Source organism: Flavobacterium sp. (genome assembly GCF_003525665.1).
Lineage (GTDB): Bacteria > Bacteroidota > Bacteroidia > Flavobacteriales > Flavobacteriaceae > Flavobacterium.
The window spans coordinates 13,690-14,102 of the sequence record NZ_DQDX01000107.1; the positions used below are offsets into that span (position 1 = coordinate 13,690).

The window sequence follows — 413 nt, forward strand, 5'->3', positions numbered from 1 at the left end:
CCGAAACCCGAAACCCGAAACTTTCAAAAATAATTGCAGGAACGATGAATTGGGGTGTTTGGGATAAAAAACTCAACACACAAGAAATGATCCATTTGATAAACATTTGTATCGAAAATAAAATTACCACTTTTGATCATGCCGATATTTATGGTGGTTACACTACAGAAGAACAATTTGGAAAAGCATTTGGGGAAAGCAAAATTTCAAGAGAGAAATTGCAATTAATTTCGAAATGCGGAATCCAACTTGAAGGAAGTAGAACTAATAAAATAAAACACTACGATTACTCGAAAGAGTATATCATTTGGTCTGTAGAAAATTCATTAAAAAATCTTCAAACAGATTATTTGGATGTTTTGCTACTGCATCGTCCAAGTCCCTTGATGGTTGCAGATGAAATTGCAGAAGCG

The 413-nt window shown here is 34.1% G+C and carries 1 protein-coding gene; it reads left to right on the plus strand.

Features of this window, described 5'->3' with window-relative positions:
* Positions 1-29: 29 nt before the first annotated feature.
* On the plus strand, positions 30-413 hold a 384-nt coding region (locus tag DIU01_RS07705; RefSeq protein WP_290833198.1), incomplete at its 3' end, for an aldo/keto reductase.